The 15,085-nt window shown below is 29.5% G+C and carries 16 protein-coding genes; 3 read left to right on the top strand and 13 right to left on the bottom strand.

Features of this window, described 5'->3' with window-relative positions:
* Positions 1–269 precede the first annotated feature (269 nt).
* Positions 270–1,595 carry an IS110 family transposase gene (locus NAB20_RS04550; protein ID WP_127823170.1) on the bottom strand — a complete coding sequence of 442 codons (1,326 nt, stop codon included), beginning with the start codon at positions 1,593–1,595 and terminating at the stop codon, positions 270–272.
* Positions 1,596–2,139: 544 nt separating this feature from the next.
* Between NAB20_RS04550 and thiL the strand changes: the two genes are divergently transcribed.
* Positions 2,140–3,186: a thiamine-phosphate kinase gene (gene thiL, locus NAB20_RS04545; protein ID WP_375605599.1), complete on the top strand. Its 1,047-nt coding sequence runs from the start codon at positions 2,140–2,142 to the stop codon at positions 3,184–3,186.
* A 251-nt stretch (positions 3,187–3,437) separates the two neighbouring features.
* Here thiL and NAB20_RS04540 read toward each other — a convergent pair whose 3' ends face one another.
* From NAB20_RS04540 to NAB20_RS04530, 3 genes are all read right to left on the bottom strand, one after another.
* Positions 3,438–4,550 (bottom strand): acyltransferase, encoded by a 1,113-nt coding sequence (locus NAB20_RS04540; protein WP_105195940.1) that lies wholly within the window; start codon positions 4,548–4,550, stop codon positions 3,438–3,440.
* A 322-nt stretch (positions 4,551–4,872) separates the two neighbouring features.
* Positions 4,873–6,417, bottom strand: coding sequence for a glycine--tRNA ligase (locus NAB20_RS04535; RefSeq protein ID WP_088393623.1), 1,545 nt, complete (start codon positions 6,415–6,417; stop codon positions 4,873–4,875).
* A gap of 455 nt (positions 6,418–6,872) precedes the next feature.
* Positions 6,873–7,115, bottom strand: coding sequence for a hypothetical protein (locus tag NAB20_RS04530; RefSeq protein ID WP_375605598.1), 243 nt, complete (start codon positions 7,113–7,115; stop codon positions 6,873–6,875).
* 101 nt (positions 7,116–7,216) lie between these two features.
* Between NAB20_RS04530 and NAB20_RS04525 the strand changes: the two genes are divergently transcribed.
* The gene (locus tag NAB20_RS04525) at positions 7,217–7,900 is read left to right on the top strand and encodes a ComF family protein (protein ID WP_258130074.1); all 684 of its coding nucleotides are present in this window, start codon (positions 7,217–7,219) and stop codon (positions 7,898–7,900) included.
* Between the two features lie 75 nt (positions 7,901–7,975).
* Complete coding sequence (locus tag NAB20_RS04520) at positions 7,976–9,577, top strand: Ig-like domain-containing protein (RefSeq protein ID WP_375605597.1); 1,602 nt, start codon at positions 7,976–7,978, stop codon at positions 9,575–9,577.
* A 340-nt stretch (positions 9,578–9,917) separates the two neighbouring features.
* On the opposite strand, the gene NAB20_RS04515 is transcribed toward NAB20_RS04520, so the two are convergent.
* From NAB20_RS04515 to NAB20_RS04475, 9 genes are all read right to left on the bottom strand, one after another.
* The gene (locus tag NAB20_RS04515; protein ID WP_375605596.1) at positions 9,918–10,394 is read right to left on the bottom strand and encodes a M15 family metallopeptidase; all 477 of its coding nucleotides are present in this window, start codon (positions 10,392–10,394) and stop codon (positions 9,918–9,920) included.
* Positions 10,395–10,920: 526 nt separating this feature from the next.
* Positions 10,921–11,256: a YrhB domain-containing protein gene (locus NAB20_RS04510; protein ID WP_235878709.1), complete on the bottom strand. Its 336-nt coding sequence runs from the start codon at positions 11,254–11,256 to the stop codon at positions 10,921–10,923.
* Positions 11,257–11,278: 22 nt separating this feature from the next.
* Positions 11,279–11,596, bottom strand: a complete 318-nt coding sequence (locus NAB20_RS04505) for a hypothetical protein (RefSeq protein WP_235878710.1) — start codon at positions 11,594–11,596, stop codon at positions 11,279–11,281.
* A gap of 183 nt (positions 11,597–11,779) precedes the next feature.
* Positions 11,780–12,058, bottom strand: coding sequence for a hypothetical protein (locus NAB20_RS04500; protein ID WP_375605595.1), 279 nt, complete (start codon positions 12,056–12,058; stop codon positions 11,780–11,782).
* Between the two features lie 152 nt (positions 12,059–12,210).
* The gene (locus NAB20_RS04495; RefSeq protein WP_375605594.1) at positions 12,211–12,654 is read right to left on the bottom strand and encodes a hypothetical protein; all 444 of its coding nucleotides are present in this window, start codon (positions 12,652–12,654) and stop codon (positions 12,211–12,213) included.
* Positions 12,654–12,857, bottom strand: coding sequence for a hypothetical protein (locus NAB20_RS04490; RefSeq protein ID WP_375605593.1), 204 nt, complete (start codon positions 12,855–12,857; stop codon positions 12,654–12,656). The genes NAB20_RS04495 and NAB20_RS04490 overlap by 1 nt, the downstream gene beginning before the upstream one ends.
* Before the next feature lie 252 nt (positions 12,858–13,109).
* Complete coding sequence (locus tag NAB20_RS04485) at positions 13,110–14,018, bottom strand: IS3 family transposase (RefSeq protein ID WP_375605592.1); 909 nt, start codon at positions 14,016–14,018, stop codon at positions 13,110–13,112.
* 8 nt (positions 14,019–14,026) lie between these two features.
* Positions 14,027–14,407, bottom strand: coding sequence for a hypothetical protein (locus NAB20_RS04480; RefSeq protein WP_127823440.1), 381 nt, complete (start codon positions 14,405–14,407; stop codon positions 14,027–14,029).
* A gap of 336 nt (positions 14,408–14,743) precedes the next feature.
* Complete coding sequence (locus NAB20_RS04475) at positions 14,744–15,085, bottom strand: hypothetical protein (protein ID WP_375605591.1); 342 nt, start codon at positions 15,083–15,085, stop codon at positions 14,744–14,746.

The following is a 15,085-nucleotide window of genomic DNA, read 5'->3' as shown; positions in this document are numbered from 1 at the left end:
CAAGTCCCAAACTTCAAAAGAGTTTGGGATTTTTTGATTGATTACACAGAAAACTCACAAATCATAAGTACTACCAAGAAACCTTAAACCCAGATTACGCATTAGACTTCGTTGTGAAACAAAATTTTTCAATAAATTCAAGTGCTCACAGAAAATTTTAGAAGAAGAAATAGTGAACTATTTTGATAATTAAAATTTGAGTACGTGCTTGAATTTGAAGAAAAATAAAGTGGAATAGATTTCTAATGCGTAATTCTATCTAACTTAATTTAAGGAATTGATAAAGAAGTAGTTTCGATTCCGTATTTTTTAATCATTTTTTTAATTTGTATCGTTTTTTTATTCTTCATTTCTTGAATATATTGGTCTGTATTTATTGGTATATAATGTTGTTTTTTGACTATCATATTCCAAATTATAACTGCTATTTTTCTTGCTGTTGCTGTAATTGCAGCACCTCTTCCTTTTTTAAAAGAAATCCTTTTAAAGAACATAACGAGGTAACCTTCTTTTTTTCTTTCAATTGTATTTGCCGCATTTCTTAATGTCAATGCAAATTTATTTTTCCCTTTTGGAGTTCTGCTACTCAAAACCTTACCTCCACTAATTTTATTATTTGGAGCTAACCTGAGCCAATTCACAAATTGCTTGGAGGTCTTGAATTTATATATATCGGTGCCTATTTCGGCTAAAAAACTAGTAACGGTTCCTGAGCAAACTGATTCTATAGCAAAGAGATCTACTCCAAAAAGTTTTAAACTATATTTCTGTACATCAAATTTGGGTTGGTTTTTCCCTTTATTCTGTTTCTTTACCAATTCGATATCTTCTGATAAAACAATTTCTCTGGTTTGATTTTTCAGCACTTGATCAATACGAGTATCGGTGTTTTTTATTTTATCTTGAATAAGTCTGTAAATATCATAACAATCGGAAAGCTCATGTAGGTATTCATTGTTTATTTTACCTTGCAAAGCGTCGGCTATTTCTTCTTTGCTTTTTTTAACTCGTTTGTCGCAATATTCAGCTAATTTTTCACCTGAAGTTTCACCTGATAGTATCATCTCAATTACTCTTATTCCAGAAACTCCTGTGATGTCACTTATCACAACGTCGAGTCTGAAGTTCATTAAACGTAATGCTTTTTGCATTTTGTTTACAAAGCTTGAACTTTGTTCAATCAAACTAGAACGATGTCTATGAAGTGTTCTTATCTGCAAAGTGGTTTCAGAGGGCAAAAAAGAACCTCGTAATAGCCCTAAAGAATGAAGTTTCTGTATCCATTGTGCATCTTTCACATCTGTCTTTGCTTTAAGGTTTTTTGTTTGAGTCCCTTGAACCAAAAGAACTTCAAAACCATTTCCCTGCAAGATCATAAACAATGATTGCCAATAACTCCCTGTGGACTCCAAAGCAACACTACGAATCTTGTTCTCTTGAAGATAAGCTACCAAAGCGCATAATCCTGATTGATAAACATTAAATTCTCTAATTTGATTTTCATCCTGTCCTATGGCTACAAAATGAGAACGTGACCCAACATCAATTCCTGCAGCATTGGGATTTACAATTTGCATTTTTTCGAAACTTTTCATAAAATATCTTTTTATTAAAATGCGAGGAAATGTAATATCTTTGCTTAAATTATTCTATACGAGATAACATGGTGTTTCATCATTGATTGTCTCAAAGGGCTTCCAAATGGAAGCCTTTTTACATTTCAGCCAAAATCTGGGAGGGGATAAATTCACCATTTTATACATAGGCTTTGCTCGCAAGTGCAAGTTAGCTCTCATTTGTCAAAGAACAATACTTTCTTGAAATCTGGGTTAAAACCTTGTAAAAACAAAGAAACAACCCTTTTCTTACTTCCATAGTAAACAGAGTTTCATAATCAATACTACAAATTTTCTGATTCTATCTACTTGCTTCAAACTCTTCTTTTTTTCACATAAACAAGACAACTGAAGAAGTTAAAATATTACTTTCCTTTTTAGAACCTTCTCACAAAAAAACAACACTCTAATCCCTTTTTATAGCAAAAAAAATCAATCAAAAAAACAATACTTTTTTTACTTCCAATCTATTACCTATGAATTCCCTTTTAGTTTGTACCTTTGCTTCGTAAATTAAAAAGTTATGATTGAAGATAAAATGTCTCAAAAGACAAACATTAGTCAATTGGGAGAATTTGGTTTAATAGAACATTTAACTAAACATTTCAACATTACAAATGCGTCTACCCTAAAAGGAATCGGAGATGATGCTGCTGTATTAAATTTTGGTTCTAAACAAACAGTAGTTTCAACTGATTTATTAATTGAGGGTGTTCATTTTGACTTAGCCTACATGCCTTTAAAACATCTTGGCTACAAATCCGTAGTAGTTAATTTATCCGACATCTACGCTATGAATGCAAAGGCAACTCAAATTACGGTATCTATTGCAGTATCCAATCGTTTCAGTTTAGAAGCATTAGAAGCATTATATGCAGGCATTTCTTTAGCCGCTAAACAATATGGAGTAGATGTAATAGGCGGCGATACTACTTCCTCTCAAAAAGGCATGATTATATCTATCACAGCCTTAGGTGAAGCAGAAGAAAAAGAGATTACATACAGGAATGGTGCAAAACCAAATGACTTACTTGTCGTATCAGGTGATTTAGGAGCCGCTTATATGGGATTACAAGTATTAGAAAGAGAAAAACAAGTTTTTTTAGTTAACCCTAATAACCAACCTGATTTAGATGCGTATTCTTATTTGATTGAACGTCAGCTAAAACCAGAAGCTAGAAAAGATATACCTGAAATCTTAAAAGCATTAAACATAAAACCTTCTTCTATGATTGATATTTCTGATGGCCTATCTTCTGAAATTTTACATTTATGCAAACAATCTCAAGTTGGTTGTAATGTATATGAAGAAAAACTTCCATTAGATCCTCAATTTATTAACGTATGTGAAGAATTTAATTTAGATAGTACCACAATAGCACTAAATGGAGGAGAAGACTATGAATTATTGTTTACAATAAAAATGGATGATTATGACAAACTAAAAGGAAATCCGAACTTTACCGTTATAGGACATATAGCTCCTCCAGAAGAAGGTATTCATTTAGTTACTCGTGCTAATACAAAAATTGAATTAAAAGCAAGAGGATGGAATGCCTTATCAGAATGATTCCTTAATGCTTAAACACAAATTCCTTTGCTTTTTTAATGTTTTTAAAATTAATCCAGCGTACTTTTTACTATCTAAAATAGGAAGATTCTGATTGCATTAATAGTTCTAGATCTATCGCTTCGGGACTTTGCTTTCAGGTGGAAAATAGAAGCACAGAAGTCCAATTTATACTAAAATTTAATTCAAAAAATTTTAGTTAATTTAGCTCCTCAGCCCATCTGAAGTAAAACTCTTTTTAGCGATAGGTTTTATTTCTGTCCAAGTATTCGGTTTCGTAATTTCATAAATGGTTTTTCTATTATCAAATATAGTAAATAAGCAAAACTTATACACGCTACCGTAGAGATTAAAAGCATCCAATTTCTATCAATATTAAAGTCCTCAAAAACCTTATGTGTCATAACAATTACGCCTTTGTGTGTCAAATATATTGCATAAGAAAGTGTTGCAATAAATGTTGTTATTTTTGACTTCCATTTGTATAAAAAACTTGTCGGACTTAATGCTCCAATGACCATCAATCCATAACCAATTGCAATTAGTGGAAAACCGAAAACTGAAGCATTAAAAGTCATTTGGTCTTCACACAAAAAATAAGCACTTGTCAAAACAATCAAACTTAAACCGACGAATAGATTTCCATATATTGATATTTTGTTCCAAAAAATTGTCAGAAACTGATAAATTCCAGCTATTGAAACACCAATCAAAAATCCGTCTAAACGATTATAAGTTGGGTAGTAAATATATTTGTACCAATACATAAAATTTATTTCGTCTTCAATTTTCGGAAGATATAGTTGATTAAAACTGTATGTTCTGATTGCAAAACCCAATAGAAAAAAGATAATGAGCAACCAATATGATTTCTTTATAAGATTGGTAATTTGTAGTAAAATTAAGACGAATGGTAATAATAAATAAAAATGTTCTTCCACACAAAGCGACCAAGCATGCGAAAATGTTCCAAAATCATTTAAGTTTAATCCAAAATTTTGAGTAAAAGTGAGAAATTTCCACAATGGAGGCAACCTTTCTTTTTCACGAAAAAAGGGAAAGCAAAAATAAAGTCCAACAGTGACTAAAAAAGCAGGAATAATTCTAAAAAATCGCTTTAGAAAAAACTGTTTAAATAAAATATTTTGTTCTTGCTTAATTTGAGCAAAAAGTTGAGAGGAAATCAAAAAGCCACTCAAGACAAAAAACAAATCTACTCCTGTCCAACCAAATTTTACAAATCTAGATAACCATTCGGGCTGCTCATCACTTAATATGAAATAATGAAAAAGAAAAACAAATAAAATAGCAAAAGTTCTTAAATGGTCTAGTCCGTATAATTTTGGTTGAATATTTTTGCCCAATTTCTCGTTGTTTTAATATATGGTGGTTGTTAACACTTTGGTTGAATAAACTTTATTACTAACTATTCCATTTCTCTTAAATAGTGATTACATCCGAAGTCAATAGACAATACAAATTCATTACGGATAGATGATCTGAATCTAAATAATAAATTATTTTTTACTATAAAGCTAGTAAAACTTACTTCTATAAAAGGGTTTCTTCTCATTTTATCTTCATCGTAAAGTCTAACGAATAATCCGATTAAATTAATCTTATAAAACAAAATACCCTCATAGTATGTAACTTTTGAGGGTATTCCAATATTTATTGAAAATAAATTTATTTCATTTTTAATAACCAATTACGCATTGAAACTTCATGGCTAATAATACTTCTTAAATCAGCAATAGCTACACGATCTTGTTGCATAGAATCTCGATGACGTATTGTAACTGTTTTATCTTCTAATGTCTGATGATCTACTGTGATACAAAACGGTGTACCTAATGCGTCTTGACGACGATAACGGCGACCTACAGCATCTTTTTCATCATAGGCTACATTGAAATCCCATTTTAAGTCTTCAATAATTTCTTTTGCTAACTCGGGTAAACCATCTTTTTTAACTAATGGTAACACCGCAGCTTTTGTAGGTGCTAAAACACTTGGCAAACGCAAAACTGTACGAGTAGAACCATCCTCTAATGTTTCTTCTTGTAATGATTTTGAGAAGACCGCTAAAAACATTCTATCTAAACCTACAGAAGTTTCTACTACATAAGGTACATAACTTGCATTTTCTTCATTATCAAAATACTGTAATTTTTTTCCTGAATGTTGTTCGTGTGCTTTTAAATCAAAATCAGTACGAGAATGAATACCTTCTAACTCTTTAAATCCAAACGGGAAATTAAATTCAATATCTGCAGCAGCATTAGCATAATGTGCTAATTTTTCATGGTCATGAAAACGGTAATTTTCGGCTCCTAAACCAAGTGATTTATGCCATCTTAAACGGGTTTCTTTCCAATATTCATACCATTTCATTTCTTCACCTGGTTTTACAAAAAACTGCATTTCCATTTGTTCAAATTCACGCATACGGAAAATAAACTGGCGCGCTACAATTTCATTACGAAATGCTTTACCTGTTTGAGCAATACCAAAAGGGACTTTCATTCGTCCTGTTTTCTGAACGTTTAAAAAGTTTACAAATATACCTTGTGCTGTTTCTGGACGTAAATACAAATCCATAGCGGTATCAGCAGAGGCTCCTAATTTAGTGCCAAACATCAAGTTAAACTGGCGTACTTCTGTCCAATTCTTTGAGCCTGACTCTGGACATGCAATACCTAATTCTTCTATCAAGGCTTTAACATCTGCCAAATCACCTGTATCCAAACCACGAGCCATACGTTCTAAGATTTCTTTTTTCTTAGACAAATATTCAATTACTCTAGAGTTAGTAGCAACAAACTGGGCTTCATCAAACGTTTCTCCAAAACGGGATTTGGCTTTTTCAATTTCTTTTTGTGCTTTTTGATTTAATTTCTCACAGTAATCTTCAATTAAAACATCTGCACGATATCTTTTTTTAGAATCTTTATTATCTATTAATGGATCATTAAAAGCATCTACGTGACCTGAAGCTTTCCAAGTAGTAGGATGCATAAAAATAGCCGCATCTATCCCTACAATATTCTCGTGCATTTGCACCATTGATTTCCACCAATAGTCACGAATATTCTTTTTTAACTCTACCCCGTTTTGAGCATAATCGTATACAGCGCTCAAACCATCATAAATTTCGCTTGACGGAAATATAAATCCGTATTCTTTTGCGTGCGAAATAACATTCTTAAATAAATCGTCTTGTTTTGCCATAGTATTGCAAAAATAAAAAAACGGATTTAAAAAATCCGTTTTCTTCCCTTATATAATCAACAATTTTAAAAAAGTTATTTAAGTATAAATCCTATATCCCCTATCAGATCAATATCTTAAGAAATATTCTATTATTAATATTTATCTCGGTTCTACTAGAGATATAAACTTATCTAACCTTTGCTATCTAACTTAGTTATCTAACTAAATATTTTTAATCATTTTTGCTTTTAAAAAGTAAAAAAAGACTTACCCTTCTTTTTCTTTAACTTATAAATTTTCTACTAGACAATTTTTATCTCATCATTACTTTTTATGTATATCTTTTCCTAAGAAGTTGTGTCAATAATTTCGCATTTTCAGCACAATTACAATCGAATCTCACTTTCATCTGATTTTTTAGAACAAAATCATCTTTAAATACAATCAAATAATTGATTTACAATTAGTAATTATTAAAATGAAGATGATTTCTTTTTTATTTTCACCAGTTCATTTTGAAGCTCTGTTTGCTTATCAACTAATTCTTTATTTTTTCTTACTTCTGCATCAAATCGAAATAATATCTCACTCAAATCATTAGTATAAGTTGTTCGATCTAAAACTTTTTCTTCTTGAAGTTTTAAATTCTCTTCTACAACTTGATAGCATTTAACGCTCAATGAAACTGCTACAGAAAGCAGTCCCACAGAAACCATTTTATAGGCTGTTAACGAATCCCTTAACAACATTCTAATTTCACTTTGTTACTAATCAAATGTATTTTAATAATTTTATTACAGAAAAAAAAATCGACGAAATGCTTAAAAAACTGATTAATATATTTTTCCCTGATTTGTGTTTGGGATGCCAAAATTTATTAGGTAATAATGAACAAGTCATTTGTATTGAATGTCGACATGAGTTACCTTTAACTTATCATTGGAACAAGATCAATAATGATGCGTTTACTAAATTTTATGGAAGAATAAATTTAGAACATGTTTCCTCTATGTTTTATTATCACAAAACGGGAATAGGTCAACAACTCATTCATAATTTAAAGTACAAAGGACATACTGAAATAGGATCTTTATTAGGCAAATGGCATGCTGAATACTTACAGCATCTTGCTGTTTTTAGGACAATAGATTACATAGTTCCTGTACCTCTGCATTCTAAAAAATTAAAAGAACGAGGATATAACCAAGTTGATACCTATTGCAAAAGTTTATCTGAAACATTAGAAATCCCTATCAATAAAAATCTATTATTCCGAGAAGAATACAGTATAAGTCAGTCTAAAAAAAAATTAATGGAACGAAATAAAGTAGAAAAAAATCACTTTATCAGTAAATTCGAACATCTTGAACAACCCGTACATTTTCTTTTAGTTGATGATGTTTTAACTACAGGAGCCACACTAGAAGCCTGTGCTAAAGCTTTACAACAATCGGATAAAATAAAAATTAGCATAGTCACTATGGCTTTTTCACATTCTTAAATAAATGTTGTTATTTTGTAGTCCTAATAAATTTAATCGTTAGCCGTTATCTAAACGAGCATAAAATTAATCCTAATGAAAAATAAGTCATTTATTTTATTATTATTCTTTACTTTAAATCTAATTAGTTGTGCTAAAAGAGGCTCTATAACAGGAGGAGATAAGGATGTAACACCTCCTAAAATGATTAGTAGCTATCCTAAAAATTTTTCAACTAATTTTAATGAAAAAAGTATTCGAGTTACTTTTAATGAATATATAAAAATTAACGATTTACAAAAAAACCTCATCATATCACCTCCTTTAAAGAATCAACCCAACATTCAACCACAAGGAGGGGTAAGCAAACAATTAACAATAAAATTCAATGAAGAATTAATTCCAAACACAACATACAGCCTTAATTTTGGCGAAAGCATTGTAGATAATAATGAAGGTAATAAGTTAAAAAATTTCAAATATGTTTTTTCAACAGGAAAAGATTTAGATTCATTATCTATACAAGGTATATTAAAAGATGCTTACGAAAAAGCCGTACCAAAATTTGTAAATGTAATGCTATATGAAGTAAATGAAAAATATAACGACTCAACGATTTACAAACAAACACCTCGTTATATCACTAATACTTTAGATAGTACAACCACATTTAAAATTGAAAATATTAAAGCGGGTCAATATAAATTAATAGCTCTAAAAGAGAATATTTCTAATTATAAATACGATCCTAAAAAAGATAAGATAGGTTTTTATAATCAAGTTATTAATGTTCCTGACAATTCAATATTTGAATTAGAGTTATATCAAGAGCAGCCAAAATTTAAATCTAAAAGACCAACACAAGCATCTGGTAATCGTATTTTATTAGGTTATGAAGGAAAACCGGAAAATATACAAATTAAGGCACAGCAGAAAGGAAACAAAATACCAGTACGCATTTCAAAATTTCAGGATAAGGATTCCTTACAAATTTGGACTCCTTATATTAAAAATGATTCTATTGAGTTAGAATTATTAAAAGACAAACATCAAGAACGTTATACAGTCAAATTTAAGACTTATAAAAAGGACACATTACATTTTGACTCTAAAATTACTTATTTACATTTAAAAAAGAACTTTATAATTAAATCATCAACTCCTATTGAAAAATGGGATATTAACAAGATCTTATTAACAAAAGGGGATAAAACAAAAGTTCCATTTAAAGTAGTATACGAAGATTATACGCAACATTTTGAATTGGATTTTGAAAAGGGAGAAAACGAAAAGTATGATTTAAAATTATTACCTGGGGCAATAGAGGATTATATAGGCAATAAAAGTAAAGATACTATTAAATTTAATTTTTCAACAAAAGGGATTACTGATTATGGAAATTTAAAAATAACACTTAAAAACAAAAACAATACTCCTCTCATAGTAGAACTCACCAATGAGAAGGGAAAAGTTTTTTATACAAAATCTATTACTAATTCTTCTAAAGAAGTTGATTTTTTGTTAATAGAACCTGAAAAGTATTATGTCCGTATTATTTATGATCTTAATAACAACGGACAATGGGATGCAGGTTCTTTTTTAGAGAACAGACAACCAGAAGAGGTTTTCCAATTTCCAACTGTACTTGATGTTCGAGCAAACTGGGATGTAAATCAAGAAATTGATTTAAGAAAATAATCTGGATGTTTTGATTTATAATAATTTCAGATAATCTTACATTTTTAATAAAGCAAAATGTCTGAAGGCTATTAATCTTTTCACTTTTGTTTAGCTTATTTTTATCGTAAAAAGAAGATTTAAATCAAAGTGAAAAGATGGGGCAAATTATAATAATATTGATTATAAATACCTTTCTATACTTGAGTAAAACGGGTGATTATTTTTTTTCACGAAATACGCTATTATTATATCTTGTACAATAACTCTTCATCTATTATAAAAATTACTATACATTATTATTTCTAGTCTAGATTTTTATCCCAGTCAAATAATTTGAGCTTTAGTCTTTGTTTTTCAACTATATCTTCACATAGCCTTGATTATCTAAGGGAATTTTATTTAATTGCTCCCAATCTGAAAAACCTCGTTTTTCAAAATGAGGTAAATCTTTAAATGTTTTCCAATTACCTCCCCAATTCCAACCGTGTTTGGCAAAAATTTTCACACATTCATACCAATCTGCAACACCATCATTATCCCAATCTTTTACGGTATCCCATGATGCTACTTTTCCATCGATAATCAAACAAATATCAACAGCAAATCCATAATTATGAATGGATTGTCCTCCTTTTGCATTCGTTACCTTTCTACCAGGTTTTGTTCTACCTAAGGCGTATAATTCATCTTGTTCTTTAAATGTTCGCAAACCTTGTGTAATTCTGACTTGCGCTCTTCCTGTTAATGATTGATTACATTCCTCTATAATTATTGAAACCTCATCGCGTACTGAGGGATGAAGTTTTTGGATTCTTTCTTTGGTTATTTTGTCCATTTTTTACATTTGTAATTAAAGTTTAAATATAAAAGAAAATAATCTTAAATACAAATTTTAAAAGAAAAAAATCAACAATTATTAGAAAAAAATCAAATCAAACAATTAATATTTTATTTTAACTCAAATCCCACATTAGACTCAAACGAAATAAATTGGCGAAGCCTAAACATATTCCTTTATGTTTCTTCCCATTTAAGTATCTACTCCAATTATAGGTTTCAAAATAGTTTTTATTTCTTATTCTAAAATTTTCTGTGAGTATTTGAATTTATTCTTTTTTTATTTCATAACGACATCTAATATTGAATCCGTATTATTTTAATTTACTTGTTTCTCTAGTAAAATTGAATAAATCAGGTCTTTAAAGATAATTATAGAGTGATGATTCTTTTCAAAAGCCGTATCATCTAAGAATATAATGGGGCTCTTTATTTTGTTTTCCTTTAAAAAATTTCTGCCCTTGATTTAGATTCTTTAAATAAAAAACTACAATCTTAAAATTGCAGTTTTTTTAATATCTAAATTACTTATAATCAAACCTATCTTCATCTGGATACCAGTAGAGATCCAAACTTTTACCAATTGTTCCGTTCTCATAGGCTTTAATTTCTTCTTCTAATATGGTTGAAGTGCTGAAATTAACAACTCTACCAGTTTCTTTTTCGACTAAAAAAGGTGCGTTACCCACTAACGATTTATTAAAATTACCCGTATCTATATAATCTTTAGATTGATAAGAGTATATATTACCATAAGGTTTCTTATAAATTCCTTCTATAATTACATCAATAGTCTTGGTCCCTTTTCTTTTTTCTAAATATCGTTCTGCTACCTTTAACATTTCTTGATCTGTTAACATATTATTATTTTTTATTGGTTTATTATCTTACTTTTAAATACCTAAATTCTTTATAACCTCTTTTAATAAAATTTGTATAAGCAGTTCTTTGTGTAGATATTACATATTCTCCTGTTTGTCCATCAAACAAATGTAATTCACCTCCCTTTTTCATTCCTTCAAAATAATGTCCCACTGTACTTCCTGTTATTTTATTTTTTTCTTTAACACCATAAATAACAGTCATTTCTCCCTCTTTCATTAATTCTTTCATTCTAGGAATTGTTGATGGCATAAAACTACCCCCTCCAAATTTCGCAGCAACTTCATCAAAACCTTGCATCAAAGAAGGTTCTGCCAATTTTATTTTTCCTGTTTTGAGAAATACTATAACAGATTCTACTGTATTTCCACAATTAAGCTTACCAATTTGAATAATTTCATCACCAATCGCTTTATGATTGAAATAAGCGATGGCTTCTTTTATATGTTCAAGAGGATTAACAATTTTTATTTTTGATAAATTTTCAAATCCTTCTACAAACTATTGGACTTTAACAGGGTTTTTGGTTTCAACAATCGATTTTCCGTAATTATTACCTCCTACAAATTCCTCTAAGAAATCTTTAAGACCTTTACTCTTAACTACTTCAAAGAACCTCTCTACCCTTTTTACAAAACTAGTTCTTTCCCCTTTTATTACTAATTCCCCTTTATAAACAAGCGCATATTCTGTAACTATTCTGTCAGCGTTTTTAACTTCACCTGCTACAAGTATTGCACCGTATTGGTTAAGCTCTTGTAACTTAGCTGTGTTGAGCAAACCATTACTTATGGAAACAAGCTCTACATTTTCTGAAACAAAGTGTAAAAGGTATTTACAATCTTAAATAAAAAAACTGCAACTTTTATATTGCAGTTTTTAAAAATATCAATATTAGAATAGTAACAAGTCTTACTTCTAAAATAGATAACTTAAATTGAGGGTGTATTTAGAAGTTTATAAGCATCTTTCTGAGGAAAATTCAAAACTTGAGATTTATTAAATATAATACTATCTATTCCTTTAGGAGTTTCTTCATTGTATATTAAAATATTTGGTATTTCAGACATTATTTCCTTTAGAAAAGCAATGAGTATTTTATCTTCATAACTATACTCAATACTTATCATAATACCATAATTATTAATGCCATAAAGATTGTTAAATGTATCGTTGTAGTCAGATTTACAGCTAATTCTAACGCTTAAATAATCACTTGAATTTTCCTTAAACAAACCAATATCAGTAATATCATATTCTTCTGAGTACGATTTTCCAACTTGATAAACTAACTTCTTTGCAATTTTTTCAATTATGCTAATTAATTCTGTCGTTTTTAAATATTCTTTACTTATGATATGAATTGTATTTCCCATTATCTTAAATTTTTAATCTGTTGTAAATCTGTTATAATTATCACACCCTTTCTTTGAAGTGCTTTAAAAACTGGATGTGTAATATCAATTGCATTATCTTTAAATGATTTTATTGCCAAAACACATTTTCTACCCGATCGCTCAAATCTACTCAACGCATTTCTCAACACAGCAGTTAGCGCGGAAATGCTTTCCGTGCCCATTCCTATTGGCTTTTAAAACAAAAATAAAGGTATATGTCAATTATCTCAATAAAAAAGTAACCGTCTCAAGATTAAATTTTGATAAGGTTACTTTTTGTTTTTTTTCTCACTGTTGCGGGCACGATTTACAAAATCGCGCTAACTGTTGCGTTGAAAACTAGACGCTTAGAATTTAGATTTGTCTCGTCCTAAAATAAGTTTACATGTTTATACTTAATCCTAAAATATATTTACAACTCATTTTTAGTCCTACTATTGGTTTACAATAATAGGACTTTTTATATAATAATTCTTCCATAATTTTTCTGTTTTTATATTGTTATGGTGTACTTGATTTGGAGTTAGATTTCCTATACTCATATGAGGTCTTTTATTATTATATAAATCAACAACAGCTTCCAATAAATCGCTAGCTTCTTCTATGCTATCAACTTGATAATCATTTAGATATTCTTCTTTTATAATTCCGTTAATTCTTTCTGCAGTGGCATTTTCTAATGGATCTCCATTTTCTGTCATACTTATTGCTATATTATTATTTTCTAAAAGTTTTACATATTCACTGCTACAATACTGAGTTCCTCTATCAGAGTGATGTATTAATTCTAATTCTTTTTTTTCAATTGAAATACCTGATATTGCCATTTTTAAAGCTTCGATTGTTTGTGATGTTTGTAAACTGTCTCCTAAATGAAATCCTATAATTTTTCTAGAATATGCATCAGTAATAAAACTTATATAAACAAAAACTCCTTTAATCTTCCAATAAGTTATGGCGCTTACCCATAATTGATTAGGAGCATTAGGAACATACTCTTTTATAAGATTTGGATACCTCTTAAATCTATGGGAGGAATTTGTGGTTATTGTTTGTTTTTTTCTGCGTTTAACTAGTAGATAATTAGCTGATAACACATCAAAAAGCCTGTCTCTACCCATTTTTATTTGATGTTCTAGTAGAAATGGTTGTAATAACTCATATAGTTTTCTACCTCCCATATGACGATGATTTTTTCTTATTTTTAAAACCTCAGAAACAATTAGTTCATCTTCAAAAACGTATTGCTCTTGATGCCAAAAGTGTTGATAATATGCTTGTCGTGTTACACCAAGTAATCGGCAAAATATGCCTAAACCAATCTTAGGGTGGTGGTTTTTCATCTCCTGAATTACTTGGTATTGGACTTTTTTACAATATTGATTTTAAACTCTTTTTCAGCAATTTCTATCATTCTACGATAAGCCTCAGCTAAAAGTTTTGCTTCTTGAAGTTCTTTTTCAAGTTCAGTAATCGACTTTTGAGAGTCTTTTTCGTTTGTGTTGATTTTAACTGATTTCATATCAGGTAAAGATACAATTCTTGTTTTTAAAACATCAAAACCTCTTTCTCTTAACCAATAAGTAAGTCGACCATTACCAAGATTATGCTTTAACTCAACTTCTTTTTTGGTCATTGAACCAGTTAGATAATCATTACAAACAAATCTTTTAAATTCTTCTGAATATCTTGATTGCCACTTTGTAGAATATTCTACTGAATATCTTTCCATAATTTTACACTTTTGTGTAAAATTATTTTAGGACGAGACAAGATCTACCCAACGCATTTCTCAACACAACAGTTAGCGCGGAAATGCTTTCCGTGCCCACTCCTATTGGGTTTTAAAACAAATATAAAAGTATCCATCTAGAATCTCAATAAAAAAGTAACCGTCTCAAGATTAAATTTTGAGACGGTTACTTTTTGTTATTTTTCTCACTGTTGTGGGCACGATTTGCAAAATCGCGCTAACTGTTGCGTTGAAAACGAAACGCTTAAATTTAGATTGTATAAATCCCAGCGATCGGGACTTGTAACTTTATAGCTTTTTTAAGATAAATATTATTTACTCATAACTAAAAGTTTCTGTGTCTGGATACCAATACCTATCTGCACTCAATTCTAATTCACCTTTTTCATAAGCATTAATATAATAATCATCATCCATCGCAGTTCCAAAATTGACTACTCTGCCTGTTCTTTTTTCAACTAAAAAAGGAGAGTTACCTAACATTCTGTAACTAAAAGTTCCAGTTTCAATATATTTTTTACTATCATAAAAATAAATATTACCGTAAGATTTTTTTACAATTTCATCTTTGTATAGTAAGATTTCTTTTTTAGCTTTTTCTCCTATAAAAGCAATATATTTATTTGCAATAACTAACATTTCATTTTCTGTCAACAT

Source organism: Flavobacterium davisii (genome assembly GCF_042182265.1).
In the GTDB taxonomy this organism is placed as follows: domain Bacteria; phylum Bacteroidota; class Bacteroidia; order Flavobacteriales; family Flavobacteriaceae; genus Flavobacterium; species Flavobacterium davisii.
Note: the sequence above shows the minus strand (reverse complement) of the source record. Positions and strands in the feature narration are given on the sequence as shown.

What these genes read in the sequence shown, in the direction of transcription:
- thiL (WP_375605599.1), top strand. Translation starts at nt 2,140, where the DNA reads ATGATTGAAGATAAAATGTCTCAAAAGACAAACATTAGTCAATTGGGA.
- NAB20_RS04480 (WP_127823440.1), bottom strand. Translation starts at nt 14,407, where the DNA reads ATGGAAAGATATTCAGTAGAATATTCTACAAAGTGGCAATCAAGATAT.
- NAB20_RS04495 (WP_375605594.1), bottom strand. Translation starts at nt 12,654, where the DNA reads ATGGGAAATACAATTCATATCATAAGTAAAGAATATTTAAAAACGACA.
- NAB20_RS04475 (WP_375605591.1), bottom strand. Translation starts at nt 15,085, where the DNA reads ATGTTGACAGAAAATGAAATGTTAGTTATTGCAAATAAATATATTGCT.
- NAB20_RS04530 (WP_375605598.1), bottom strand. Translation starts at nt 7,115, where the DNA reads ATGGTTTCTGTGGGACTGCTTTCTGTAGCAGTTTCATTGAGCGTTAAA.
- NAB20_RS04510 (WP_235878709.1), bottom strand. Translation starts at nt 11,256, where the DNA reads ATGTTAACAGATCAAGAAATGTTAAAGGTAGCAGAACGATATTTAGAA.
- NAB20_RS04525 (WP_258130074.1), top strand. Translation starts at nt 7,217, where the DNA reads ATGCTTAAAAAACTGATTAATATATTTTTCCCTGATTTGTGTTTGGGA.
- NAB20_RS04485 (WP_375605592.1), bottom strand. Translation starts at nt 14,018, where the DNA reads ATGAAAAACCACCACCCTAAGATTGGTTTAGGCATATTTTGCCGATTA.
- NAB20_RS04535 (WP_088393623.1), bottom strand. Translation starts at nt 6,417, where the DNA reads ATGGCAAAACAAGACGATTTATTTAAGAATGTTATTTCGCACGCAAAA.
- NAB20_RS04550 (WP_127823170.1), bottom strand. Translation starts at nt 1,595, where the DNA reads ATGAAAAGTTTCGAAAAAATGCAAATTGTAAATCCCAATGCTGCAGGA.
- NAB20_RS04520 (WP_375605597.1), top strand. Translation starts at nt 7,976, where the DNA reads ATGAAAAATAAGTCATTTATTTTATTATTATTCTTTACTTTAAATCTA.
- NAB20_RS04515 (WP_375605596.1), bottom strand. Translation starts at nt 10,394, where the DNA reads ATGGACAAAATAACCAAAGAAAGAATCCAAAAACTTCATCCCTCAGTA.
- NAB20_RS04490 (WP_375605593.1), bottom strand. Translation starts at nt 12,857, where the DNA reads ATGGGCACGGAAAGCATTTCCGCGCTAACTGCTGTGTTGAGAAATGCG.